We start from the raw sequence: 12067 nt of genomic DNA, 5'->3' as shown, positions 1-12067 counted from the left end.
GTCGACGCCAAGCCGGGCTTTGATCGATCGAAGGGGCCGTCGCTAAATACCACTGAACAGGCCGATGATCACGGCATTGACCAGGTCAATGAAGAAGCCACACACCAGCGGCACGATCAGGAAGGCTTGGTGGGCTGCGCCGTATTTTTGCGTCACGGTGGTCATGTTGACGATGGCCGTGGCCGTGGAGCCAAGGGCAATCCCCCCGAATCCGGAAGCAATCACGCTGGCTTCGTAATTGCGTCCCATAAAGCGGAACACCACAAAATACGTGTAGAGCACCGTCAGCAGAATTTGCAGGGTCAAGGCGCACAGAATGAACATCAACGCGCCGCTGAGTTGCCCATAGCTGAAGCCCCATCAGGGCCATGGTCAGGAACATGCCCAGGCAGATATCGGAGATCAGTGCCAGCCCCAAGCTGGCGCCGCTCCAGGTTTTCAGCCGTTGATCACCGACCACGGCGAGAACGATGTGGTGAATGACGATACCCGCGAACAGACAACTGACGAATTTGGGCAGGGTGATGCCGGCGTTTTCCAGCAGCAGGTTAAGTCCATAGCCGAGCATAAGGGTCAGGTTGAGCCACATCCACGCCCAGAGCACATCGTAGTAGTCCAGGCCCTTGCTCGGTTGTTGCTCGAGAATGCCGACTTCCAGCGTCGCATCCCCGGAAGTCTTCAGGCGATAACGGCTGATCAGTCGATTGGCGATAGGGCCGCCGATCACGCACGCGGCAATCAGGCCGACGGTGTTGCTGGCCATGCCCAGTTCATGGGCGTTACTGATGCCCAGCTTCTCGATGAAAAGCGGCGCCCAGGCCAGCGTGGTACCCGCCCCACCCGTGAGGGAAATGGAGCCCACCATCAATCCTGCCTTGGGATCTGGCCCGAATGCCTCGGCCACCCCCATGCCCAATGAGTTTTGCAGGACGATGAACACACCGGCGAGCAACAGCAGGACCAGTAGCGGGCGTCCACCCTTGAGCAGTTGGCGCATGTCCGATTTCAAGCCAATGCCGGCAAAGAAATAGAGCAGCAGGGTGTCGCGAACCTGCAGGTCGAATTCGATCTGGATCTTGAGTCCGAAGTACAGCAGGCTCGTCACCGCCGCACAGACGAAGCCACCGACAACCGATTCGGGAATACAGTATTGGCGGAGCAGGGTGCTGCGCTGGACAAGGGTTTTGCCGAGGAACAGCAGGAGGATGGCGAGGGTAAAACTCACGAGGCCGTGAACCGAAAAGAGCTGGGGAGTCATGTCAACCTGCCTAAAAATCTAAAAGCATTATCAGGATTCACCGTTCAATGTTCAGACCTTTATCAATGAACGGGGGATACAGCCAGGCAGTCTGGTCAGCGCCTTCCCGCTGCCCTCAATGCACGCCTGGCCAGTTCAGGTCGCGGCCCGATCACTCAGTAAACGCCTGATGCTTACACCCCAGTGTGTTGCATATTCCCGTTCCATTGATAGCCGATAGCTGCCAGTCAAGACCGGCAGCAGGCAGCCATGGAGATTAGTTGCTTTTTGGCTATCGGTTGAAACGTTCGGCCAGGCTGTGCAGGTAATCGGCCATTCCCTCGAGATCGCGGCTGATCGCGGCGCCTTGCTCGGCCTGCCCGGCACTGTGGTCACACAGTTGCGCGATGCGCGTGATCTGTTGATTGATATCTTCCGTCACGTGACTTTGCTGCTCTGATGCCGATGCCATTTGCTGGCTCATGGCGGTGATGCGGCTGACGGCTTGACTGATGCCGACCAGCGCCGACTGCACCGCCTCGACACGCTGCATGCTGTCGCGGGAAATCTGCTCACCCCGGGAGGCCGTGGAGACGGCGCGATCGGCACCGTTGTTCAGCGATGCGATGATGCCGTGGATCTGCTCGGTGGAGGTGCGGGTGCGCTGTGCCAGGGAGCGCACCTCGTCGGCAACCACTGCAAAACCCCGGCCTTGTTCACCTGCCCGGGCCGCCTCGATCGCTGCATTGAGCGCCAACAGGTTGGTCTGTTCAGCAATGGAAGTGATGACATCCACGACACTGCCGATCGATTGCGTCTCGCTCGCCAATGCGTTGACCGCCAGGCCGATTTCGTTGACGGCCTCATTCATCGCTTCCATGGCGTGCAGGCTTTGCCGGGCCAGTTCACTGCCTTCTTGAGTCAGCTGGTCGGCTTCGGACGCTGCATGCGCCGTCGTGATGACGTTTTGAGTCACCTCCTGATTCGTTGCCGCCATCTGCGCGATGGCGGCGGCGGACTGATCCGTTTCACTGCGCTGGCGATCAAGCGACTGCGCTTGCGAGCCGGACAGTTCGGATGACTGTGCTGCCTTGGCCTTCACGCTGATCCCGGCATCGACAAGCCGGCTCAACGCAGTTTGCAAACGGGCTTCCTCGCTGAGCATGGCCATGTCCAGCCGGCCTTGGGGGCCGTAGTTGTCGCTGTAGGTCAGCGCGACCAACGGGTCGGCAAATGCTTTTGGATGCTCGGCGAGGGTGCGCTCGATGGAGCTGCGATGTCGGGACTCGATGCGGTACCAGGCAAGACTCAGGCTCGCCACCAGGACACATTGAGCCGCCGTGTCCGGTAGCCAATGAGCACCCAGCAGTGAAAGCACGCCAGCCGCAAATAATGGAAAACCGTTTCGCAGTGGCCGCAGAATCCGGGCACTGCGCGCCACAATCGGCTTGCCGGCGCGCATCCTTGCATAGAGCGCTGATGCCCGACGGACCTGGTCGCGGCTGGGCACCGAGCGTACCGACTCGTAACCACTCATGCGCCCGTTTTCATACATGGGCGTGACGTAGGTATTGACCCAATAAAAATCGCCATTTTTCGAGCGGTTTTTCACAATCCCCATCCAGGGTTTGCCTTGCTTGAGGGTGTGCCACATATGAATGAATACCCCGGGTGGCATATCGGGGTGTCGAATCAGGTTATGAGGCTGGCCGACCAATTCGTCGGCAGTGAACCCGCTGATGGTCACAAACGCGTCATTGCAGTAAGTGATTCGGCTATCAAGGTCGGTCGTGGAGATCAAACGCTGGTTGGCAGGGAACGCTCTTTCTTGGTCGGTGACGGGCAGATTCACACGCATTAACGCGATCCTTTTTCGGATTATTATTCTGATGTCGAGCGTGTAAATCGGAACCATGGCGCAACGGCAAGCACCCAACGGTGTTTGTGCTACAGCATCCCCTTGTATTCGTTTCAGCGTGGCACCGATTCAGCTCGCGATTCGTTCTACGCGTTTTTCGGGTGGGCAGCCGTACATTCGGCGACAGTTTTTTTTCATTTCATGACAGCTTCGCGGCGCTGACGTGGAGTGTTGCGCCGTGTTCACGCTATTGGTTTTTGCACTCCGACACCACCACTTGGCAGGTGTTGGGCGTGCCCCGGACCGGCCGGCATAGCGCATGCAGTTGTTCATGGACTTTTGCTGAGCAATGTTCAAGGTGGCGCCCCAGGCCAGGCCGCCCTCGCCAGCTGTGGGGAGCGATTTTGCGTAGCAATTTGAGCCGGCGACCTGATAGGGGTCCCTGGAGTGTTTACCTGAACATCCCGCCGTCAGCGCCAGGCTGATGGCGAGCAGGCAAGGGAGAACCCATGACCCGCATTGGCGCGCTGCTGTTTTGGTCATTGCGTTTCCCCCGATCAAGAGGCTGAAGGCGTGTCCTTCCTTTCAAAGATTAGACGCTCTCGCGCCTGCCTTTAGATCGGTTTAGCGGGTATGGGGCGTTTATCGCTGTCATCGTTTGCTGCACAGAATGAACATGTCGTTGCCATCATCGAACAGGTAACGCGTCTGTGAAGCGAGCGCATCCAGTAACTCACGCTGGTGTCCGAGCGGAAGATAAACAGGCCGAGTGTCCCCGCCAGCTCAGGCGTTGCGCTGTCCGCTTCGCCCTTGGCGCTCCGTACGACAGTGACCTGCAAGCGGTGTCCCTGTTGTTGCACCCTAAAGGCACTATTGCGGCGCAGGGTGTCAATTTCAGCACCGGATCCGGTATCGATCAGTTGGGCCACCATGCGCATGTGACTGAGCCCGGTGGGCCTCAAGTCCAGTCTGAAGCGCGTCGTCAGCCACGCAGCAGGCAATGCCGAGGCACTTGATGCGCGCTCTCCCCGGTGCACCAGAAGTCCAGGTTGGCCTTGTGCTCGCCCGTCAGGCGTCCCAGTGCAACACCCAACAGCCCCACGACGACGAAGGCCAGGCACCAAGCTGAGGTGGCGGCGCGTCTAGTCATGTTGTTGTACACCGATGCAGCGACTGCTCGCCGTTTCCAGCGCGCCATCGCAGAGAATCTGATCGGCCCCCCGACGCGACGGTAACAAGTACAGGTGCATGTTTTGCGTCGAAAGACCTAGAATTCCCGCCAGTTTTCGACTGTTCTCGACCATCAATTGCAAGTGGGGCGCCACTGGCGGCTGTACGTCCTGAGTGGGCAAGTGCACGAGCACATCATCCATCGTTACGGGAGCGGCGAACGCTGGCGGTTCCACCTCAAGCGGCGGTGCCAGCCAGATTCTTCCCAGCACAAATGCACAGGCTCCCCACACGGGCAATGCGAGCCACAAGTGCCAACGCCTTGGGGTTGCAATCGCAGACGTAGGTATCGGCCCGGGAGCGGGTTCCGTTGAGGCAGGGATTGGCTTGATCGAAGGCGGTTCGCCAGCTTCTCCCTCTGCATCAGCGATGGCCGATACGGCAGGCTCAAGGGGCAGGGGGCTTCGTTGCCAGTGACCATCGTGCATGATGGCAGCGCCGGTTTCGGGTGCGCAGTCAGTTCTTCGACTGTCACCCCGTCGGCAAGCTTGTAGCCGATGCGTGGCAAGGTCTGGATGAATTCTCGATCAGGCTGCAGTTTTTCCAGCGCCAGCCGCAATTGGCGGACCACCTGGGCCAGGCTGTTGTCGGTCACTTCCAGCCCGTATTGTCCCCATGCCCCGGCCATCAGTTCGCGCTTGCGAACCACAGAACCCCCGGACCTGAGCAGCATGGCCAGGCATCGGCTGGCGATTGCACCCAGGCGCAAAGGCTCCTCATTGGCGGCGTCGACACGAAACAACAGGAAGTTGTTCTCGTCGAACACCAAGTGTTCATCAATCAGCAGTTGGCCCATGGCGAGCTTCCGTGCGTGGCAAGAAGACAAGTCGGATTCGTGTCGTTGGCTTCTAGAGTTAAGCGGCCATTCCTTGCTTTGGCCAACCTCTGCGCTGAATAGGTGGCGAGCTCAGTCGTTGTTTGCCAGTGGTCTACCCGGCCAAGGCCTCAAGGGCATCCTCGGCAGGGGCGTCGGCATAGCGCTCGGCGATCCGCTCAAACTCTTTTTCCAGGTCGATGAAGGCGGCCACCACATCCGGATCAAAATGCCGTCCGGCACCCTCGCAGATGATCGCGAATGCCTTCTCGTGGCACATCTGCGACTTGTATACCCGTCGGCTGATGACCGCGTCGTAGACATCGGCAACCGCCATCAAGCGGGCGCTGACAGGAATGGCGTCACCGGCCAGGCCATTGGGATAACCGCTGCCATCCCATTTTTCGTGGTGGCACAGGGCAATTTCCTTGGCGATACGCAGGAACGGCACTTGCGCGCCCAACAGTTCCTCGGCATGTACCAGGGCCTGGTAACCCAGCTGGGCGTGGGTCTTCATGATTTCGAACTCGGCAGGTTCAAAGCGCCCCGGTTTGAGCAGGATATGGTCTGCAATACCGACCTTGCCGATATCGTGCAGCGGCGCCGACTTGAACATCAGCTCAATGCTTTGATCATCTAGATGCACGCTGAATCGCGGGTAATCGCTTAATTTTTCTGCCAGTAGCCGAACATAGTGCTGTGTGCGCCGCAGGTGGTTGCCTGTCTCGTTGTCGCGAGTCTCGGCCAGCGAGGCAAGGGCCAGGATGGTCACGTCATGGGTGGCCTGCAGCTCACGGGTTCGCGCCAGGACTTCCTGGTCGAGGTAGGCATTGTGCGAACGCAACAGGTCCGTCGTCGCCTTGAGGCGCAACTGTGTATGCACCCGCGCCAGCAGAATGGCCGGATTGATCGGCTTGAACAGATAGTCGGCAGCTCCCAGTGCGAAACCCTGGCACTCATCCTCATGCTGAATCCTGGCGCTCAGAAACATCACCGGCACATCACGTGTCTGCGGATTTTGCTGGAGACGACGACAAACCTCATAGCCATCCATTTCGGGCATCATCACATCCAGCAGAATCAGGTCGGGTATTGTCCGATCGACGATCTTCAAGGCCTGGGCACCGCTGGTAGCAATTCGTACGTGATAAAGCTCACGCAACAGCTCACTGATCAGCTGCAGATTGGCCGGCACATCGTCGACCACCAGCACGATGGGTCTTTGGGTTGAGCTGTTCACGGGGTTTCCTTGTGACGGCAGTCACGGATGTGTCGATAAAGTACTTTCAGTAACGCATGCCACTTGCACCTCTGCTCTGAAATGGACTGAGCCTTTTCCGCCGGGTGCTGAAAAACGCTGAAAACTTCTGAACAGCCTGCTTATGAGGTCATGAAGTGCGCGTTGCCTCAGCGTTTCTATTCGTTCATTGCGCGGGTTCCACCGCCTGCATCGCCTCCTTCAGACAGACCTGCGCCCGCTCAAAATCGAAACGTTTCACCGCGTCGTCCAGTGGCTGGAAGCGTTGCGCGAACGCGCCTCGCAATACACCCGCATTTGAGGACAAATAGGGCACTGCCTGCGCATCAAAATCACTCAGCAGGGTTTCGAGATGTCGGCAGATCCGTCGTAACTCGACGTAGTCGACCGCTGTCGGTGCCGTCTCGATTTCACCGGGCAACCGCTCCCGCATTTGCCCCAGCAGGGCTTCCAAGGGTTCAGACAATGCCTGAAGAGCGATTTGCAGCGCTTCATTGGGGCGCTTTGTGCGAAGAGCTTGCTCCAATTCGTTTGCCGCCTGCGCGACGATGTCGGCACCGATGGTCGCTGACACGCCTTTGCAGCTATGGGCCAACAGTTCGGCTTTAGCCAGGTCACCCTGCATCAACGCGGTGCGTAACTGCTTGAGCAAGTGGCTCTGGTGGGTCTGGTAACTGCGCAGCAAATTCGCATACAGAGTGTGCCGGCCCAGTACCCGTCGCAGGCCCGCAACCGTGTCCACGCCGTCGAGTTTGAAGCTCGCCTCGGCGCAACTCGGCGTTGTCAACGGCTCCAGCGCTACGTCACACGCAGGCTGGACCGATGTCTCAGGCTGCCAGCGACGCAACACCGCGTAGAGCGTCTGCGGTTCGAAGGGTTTGCTGACAAAGTCATTCATGCCGGCTGCCAGACAAGCGTCTTGATCACGCTGGCTCGCATTGGCGGTAATGGCAATGACGGGCAGTGTGTCCATGCCGGGCAACCGACGCAGCAGGCGGGTGGCCGTCAGACCATCGAGCACCGGCATCTGCATGTCCATGAACACCAGGTCGTAGCGCTCCTCGGCCAATCGATCCAGCGCCTGGCGGCCATCTGTCGCGATTTCGACCCGACAACCGGCCGCCCGCAGTAATTCGGTGGCCACTTGCTGGTTTAACTCGTTGTCTTCCACCAGTAAAACGCGGGTCCCTTCGGTCGCCTGCCAGTCGCTGTGATGCTCCGCTGCGCACAGGCCTTCAATGACCGTGTTGCGGGCCAACAACAGGCGCACCTCAAACCAGAAATGACTGCCTTCCCCCAGCACGCTCTGAACACCCACCTGACCGCCCATCAACTCGGACAGCTGTTTGGCGATGGCCAGCCCCAGGCCAGTGCCACCAAAGCGTCGTGTGGTGGAGGCATCGGCCTGCTGGAAGCTCTGGAACATGTGTTTCAACTGCTCGGACGACAGGCCGATGCCGGTATCGCTCACGCTGAAGCAAAGCAAGGCGTCATCGGCGGCGGCCTGGCGCAGACTGACTTCAATACGGATCTGCCCACGTTCGGTGAATTTCACCGCATTACTCAGGTAGTTGAGTAATATCTGCCGCAGTCGCAGCGGATCGCCACACACGCGATCGGGTACGTCCGCCCCCATGTTGAGCCGCACATCCAGGCCTTTATCGGCAATACGCGCACGTACCTGGTCGAGGGCTTCCTCCAGCAGTTGGGTCAGGCTGAAGTCGCGGACCTCCAGTTGAAGCTTGCCGGCCTCGATCTTGGAAAAATCCAGAATATCGTCAAGCACGCCCAGCAAATGGCGGCTGGAGCTCTGTACCTTGTTCAAGTAGTCGCGCTGAGATTCGTTCAGCTCCGTCCTCAAGGTCAGGTGTGTCATACCAATGATGGCGTTCATCGGCGTGCGAATCTCGTGACTCATGTTGGCCAGGAACTCAGCCTTGATACGCGCACTGTCCTCGGCCAGTTGCCGCGCCTGCTGCATCTCGTTCGCCGCGGCGTGCTGGGCAGAAATGTCTTCGATGATCCAGATCGAGCCTCGGGAGTTGTTTGCGGACGTGATGGCTCGCGCACTGACGCTGGCCCAGAAGCATCGGGCGTCCTTGCGACGCAGTTGCAGCTGCTGCTGATAGATTTCGCCACGGTCCAGCGCCTCGCGAATCTGTGCTTCCAGTGTCTGCACTGTTTGCGCCGAAATGACCTGATCCAGCCAGATCAGCGGGGAACGCTGCAGTTGCTCACCGGGTGCGTAACCCAGCAATTCATCCAGACGCGAATTGGCCTGTGCGATCAATCCACCCTGTACGAGTGCAATGCCATAGGGCGCCGAGCCGACAATGGCCTGCTGCTGCTCATGCGCTTCACGCAGGCAGCGCTCTTCGGCTTTACGCTGGCTGAGATCGCGTATCGCAATGCACAGGCATTGCCCACGATCCTCGCGCACGGGCAGCAGGCACAGGCGCAATTCAGCGGGAAACTCACTGCCATCGGCTCGTCGCGCAATCACCTCGGCGGTGTCGAGCACCTTGTTCAGGTGCACTCGCTCAAGCATGCGATCAACGGTCTCGAGCTGGCTGTCCGGCACCAGCGCGCGGTAACTCTGGCCAAGCAAGGTGCCGGGGGCATAACCAAAGGTTGCTTCGCTTTCCTGGTTGGCGAGGATCACGCCGCCCTCGTCGAACACCAGCAGTGCTTTGGGGGCAAACTCGACGATGCTGCGATACCAGCCCTCAGTGGCTTCCAGCGACTGTTGGCGTTGTTGCAGAATCAGCGCCTGGCGCTCCAGCAGCCGGGCCTGCAGGTGGGCCTGGTGCAGCAATCGCTGATTGTGCGTGCTCTGATCCAGCGCATTCAGGAGCGTGGCGAGTCGGTTGGGCAGGGTGTCGAGCAACTGGAGCTGAGCGCAATCCGGGCGATGGGCGAAATCGAGTTCAAGGCTCGCCAGCTGCTGCCCGTCCTGTTGCAGTGGCAAGCTGTAGTGCAAGTGGCCTGCCGGCATGTCGAAGGACTCGGCATCGAATAGCAAAACCGCCTTGCAACCCAGGCACTCGCCCAGCTTTTGCTGCAACGTTGCGGCGAATGCCTCCCGACTGGTGCACAACTGCAACGCTTGGACCAGCTCGCCGAGGTGCCCCTTGACCCAGTGCTGTCGGTGCAGCTCTTCATTGACGTCGACATAGGCATCGAATGCCTCGGCCAGCGCCACGACTTCAGCAAGCCCCTGGCGCTGCGCCGGCTCACCAAGGGCTTCGCCGGCGTGCAGGCGGCGCATGCGCTCGGAAAGACGCAACAACGGGATCATCAACTGGCGACGCAGGACCACCAGAAATGCCAATAGACCTGCGCCCAATGTGATCAATTGCATCAAGACATTGATGTGGCTGGCCAACTGGGCTTTGTTTCGCGCGGCCTCGAAGTCGCTATTAAAACGTTGGGTCGTCGAGGTGGTCAGTTGATTCAGCGCGTCGGCAAAATTCCACTCGGTATTGATGTAAGTGGTGCTTGCAAGCTGTGTCGGACCGCCTCGATGAAAACTTTGTTTCATCGCAAGGCGCTCCATGCTCGTTTGCCTGAGATCCATGTCCTCGACCGTCGCCAGCAATCGGGCTTCCTGATCATTCAGTCCGACGGCTTGAAGCTCCAGTTTGGTGTCGTGGAAAGTCCGGCCTTTTTGCCACTTTTCGTTGTATTGGGTGAGAAACAGCTCGTCGCCCGTGCCGACATACAGGCGCGCCAGTTGGGTCAGTTCACGGTTGAGGGTCGCCATTCGGGCAACGGTGGTGATGGTCTGGTGCCGTCGATCCGTGGCGCGCGCGGCTTGGGCACCGTAATACTCATCCAGGGACAGGGTCAGCAGGCAAGCAATCACCGCCATGCCAAATCCTGCCGAAATGAGTTTGCTCAGACGTTCCAGACTCATGGGCACTCCTGCGACAACCGCTCCGGACACGCGCCGGAAGCTTAGGTCTGCAGTAAACCGCCACGCCTGCGCCGGTGCTGTGAAAACACCTGATTCAGTGGGATCGATTCGATGAAAAACGCTGAAAAGTCGTGAAGCGGCCCCAGACTGGATCGCTGCTATTTTTAAAGGGCCGTTCCAACCGCTTGATTGACGAGGAGGTGCAACATGGAACGATTCACCGGTGGTTGCCTGTGCGGCAACGTCAGAATTGTGGCTTCAGGGCGCCCATACCGGGTGGGCCTTTGTCACTGCCTCGATTGCCGCAAGCATCATGGGGCGCTTTTTAATGCCTGCGCGATATTCCCTCAGGAGGCGGTGACGATCGAGGGCGAAACGCGCGATTACGCCGGGAGGTTTTTCTGCCCTCGCTGCGGTTCGTCTGTTTTCGCCCGCACCGCCGACGAGGTCGAAGTCAACCTGGGTTCCCTGGATGCCCCTGACCAACTGCCGCCAACCTACGAAAGCTGGACCGTTCGGCGCGAGTCCTGGTTGCCGGTGTTTGCGCATACGCGGCGATATGAGCACGACCGTGAGGCCGCCGGGCGTTTCGAGGAGTAGTCCACGGAGCCCCTCGCTGGTCGACGGGCGGCCAGGCTTGTGCCTGACGCTAGCCGATCTTCAACGGCGCAACGTCGCGCAATAGTCCTGTTCCGGTTGTGCAGCGCTATACCACACGTAATCCGCTTGCTCGACGGTCACCGTCTTGCCCGCTTCAGCCAGGATCAGCACCGCGTTGCCTTCGCCAGCGTCGAGGTCCGTCAGGTGCAGTGGCACGCCCAGATCCTTGCGCACATGGAAAGCCCCGGCCAGTAACAGCGCCGGTGTCGGTGCAGCCATCAGGTGTTCGGCCATGCGTCGGTCACGCTGCTGTTGCACGGCGAGCATCGCGGGCATTTGCGCTTCAGGCAGCAATCCGCAATGGGACTCTCTGATATTCGCAAGCAAGGTGGCTTGCACGGCTTTCGTGGTGGACGCTGTACCCGTGAGTGCCGGGCGCTGTTTGTAGATTTGCATGATTTGCGCCCTGTCCAGGTTGGCCGCCAGCAGCGGATAGGGTTGGCGCAGCGCGTAAGTGACCAGCACGCCGTAGACGCTCCAGTCCCAATTAGCCTGCCAGGCCAGCGCCTTGAACGCGTCGGCCGGTGGTTGTCCGGCACGGGTGGCGGTTTGCGCCGCGTCGACCCTGGTTTGCTGATCGGGATTGAGCATTTCCATCAGCAGGCTGCCCTGAGGGCGTTGAATCGCCAGTTCACGCAACAGCCACAATTGCAGGGCGTGGTGATCCGGATTGTCATGCTGTTCGCCGACCAGCACACGCGGCGCAACGGCGAGACGTTCGACCAGTTCCTGTGGTGTCAGCGTTCGACCGGTGGCGAGTTCGCGGATGACGCCAAGGTCGGCATGGTCCCGTCCTTGCGGGGCGATGGGCGCCGGGGGCGGCGAGACGTGATGGGATTGGCAGGCAGCCAGCAGGCTGAACAGGCAGAGCAACAGAAGCCGCATCGTTTTTCCTTGGTAGACGGTGGCCTCCTCGATCAATAGAGGAGGAGGGATATCAGCGTGCGATGATCAAAGGGTGGCCGCGTTCCGGGTGCTGGTGAATCAACGCACGACCTGACAGCGCGCCGTAACGCTCGTGCCCACGCTGAATAAAGATGGAACGCGAGCGTCACGCGTCGCAAAAACACTCAGAAAAATCTCAACTAAGCTAA

The 12067-nt window shown here is 59.5% G+C and carries 9 protein-coding genes and 3 pseudogenes; 1 reads left to right on the top strand and 11 read right to left on the bottom strand.

Going from position 1 to position 12067, the window contains the following annotated elements; all coding sequences use genetic code 11:
• Positions 1-42: 42 nt before the first annotated feature.
• The 10 genes and pseudogenes from gltS to AB4N76_RS01940 all read right to left on the bottom strand — a co-directional run bounded on the left by gltS (position 43) and on the right by AB4N76_RS01940 (position 10313).
• Positions 43-1258 (bottom strand): annotated as a pseudogene (gltS, locus tag AB4N76_RS01985) (sodium/glutamate symporter).
• 271 nt (positions 1259-1529) lie between these two features.
• Positions 1530-2699 (bottom strand): methyl-accepting chemotaxis protein, encoded by a 1170-nt coding sequence (locus AB4N76_RS01980; protein WP_460164662.1) that lies wholly within the window; start codon positions 2697-2699, stop codon positions 1530-1532.
• 93 nt (positions 2700-2792) lie between these two features.
• A pseudogene (locus tag AB4N76_RS01975) lies at positions 2793-3095 on the bottom strand (PAS domain-containing protein); the annotation flags it as partial.
• A 247-nt stretch (positions 3096-3342) separates the two neighbouring features.
• Positions 3343-3638 (bottom strand): annotated as a pseudogene (locus tag AB4N76_RS01970) (hypothetical protein).
• Between the two features lie 71 nt (positions 3639-3709).
• Positions 3710-4033 carry a hypothetical protein gene (locus tag AB4N76_RS01965; RefSeq protein WP_460164046.1) on the bottom strand — a complete coding sequence of 108 codons (324 nt, stop codon included), beginning with the start codon at positions 4031-4033 and terminating at the stop codon, positions 3710-3712.
• Between the two features lie 44 nt (positions 4034-4077).
• Positions 4078-4245 (bottom strand): hypothetical protein, encoded by a 168-nt coding sequence (locus AB4N76_RS01960; RefSeq protein WP_460164045.1) that lies wholly within the window; start codon positions 4243-4245, stop codon positions 4078-4080.
• A complete protein-coding gene (locus tag AB4N76_RS01955; protein ID WP_460164044.1) occupies positions 4238-4453 on the bottom strand; it encodes a hypothetical protein in 216 nt (71 codons plus the stop codon). Before AB4N76_RS01955 ends, AB4N76_RS01960 begins: the two co-directional genes overlap by 8 nt.
• A 17-nt stretch (positions 4454-4470) precedes the next feature.
• The gene (locus AB4N76_RS01950; RefSeq protein ID WP_460164043.1) at positions 4471-5121 is read right to left on the bottom strand and encodes a winged helix-turn-helix domain-containing protein; all 651 of its coding nucleotides are present in this window, start codon (positions 5119-5121) and stop codon (positions 4471-4473) included.
• 133 nt (positions 5122-5254) lie between these two features.
• A complete protein-coding gene (locus AB4N76_RS01945; RefSeq protein WP_460164042.1) occupies positions 5255-6379 on the bottom strand; it encodes a response regulator in 1125 nt (374 codons plus the stop codon).
• A gap of 184 nt (positions 6380-6563) precedes the next feature.
• Complete coding sequence (locus AB4N76_RS01940; RefSeq protein ID WP_460164041.1) at positions 6564-10313, bottom strand: hybrid sensor histidine kinase/response regulator; 3750 nt, start codon at positions 10311-10313, stop codon at positions 6564-6566.
• A 207-nt stretch (positions 10314-10520) separates the two neighbouring features.
• Here AB4N76_RS01940 and AB4N76_RS01935 point away from each other — a divergent pair, with 207 nt between their 5' ends.
• The gene (locus AB4N76_RS01935) at positions 10521-10913 is read left to right on the top strand and encodes a GFA family protein (protein WP_077431937.1); all 393 of its coding nucleotides are present in this window, start codon (positions 10521-10523) and stop codon (positions 10911-10913) included.
• A gap of 60 nt (positions 10914-10973) precedes the next feature.
• On the opposite strand, the gene AB4N76_RS01930 is transcribed toward AB4N76_RS01935, so the two are convergent.
• Positions 10974-11858, bottom strand: a complete 885-nt coding sequence (locus AB4N76_RS01930) for a ChaN family lipoprotein (RefSeq protein WP_077431938.1) — start codon at positions 11856-11858, stop codon at positions 10974-10976.
• Positions 11859-12067: the final 209 nt, after the last annotated feature.

It is taken from the genome of Pseudomonas sp. S2_F03 (assembly GCF_054668335.1).
The sequence above is the reverse complement of the archived record's forward strand: the minus strand, read 5'-3'. Positions and strand labels throughout refer to the sequence as shown.